Here is a 220-nt window from a genome sequence, read left to right as displayed (position 1 = left end):
ATCATCTCCCTCTTTAACCGCCTCAACCACACAGCCTTCCAAATGATCTTTTAAAATTACTTTTCCGCAGCTGTTAAGGGCTGAACGGATAGCTGCAATCTGGATCATTAAGTCTCCACAATCCCGCCCACTGGCAGCCATTTCCTTAACAGAACGTACGTGTCCCTCAATTTTCGCTAATCGATTCACAACATTCTTTCTCTGCTTGTGATGATCATAT

General features: G+C 43.6%; 1 protein-coding gene. It reads right to left on the bottom strand.

All coding sequences use genetic code 11. From position 1 onward, the window contains the following. A partial coding sequence (locus JI665_RS29320) for a metal-sensing transcriptional repressor (RefSeq protein WP_206846320.1) occupies nucleotides 1-220 on the bottom strand: 220 nt, incomplete at both ends.

Source organism: Bacillus sp. NTK034, assembly GCF_017303275.1.
In the GTDB taxonomy this organism is placed as follows: domain Bacteria; phylum Bacillota; class Bacilli; order Bacillales; family Cytobacillaceae; genus Cytobacillus.
Note: the sequence above shows the minus strand (reverse complement) of the source record. Positions and strands in the feature narration are given on the sequence as shown.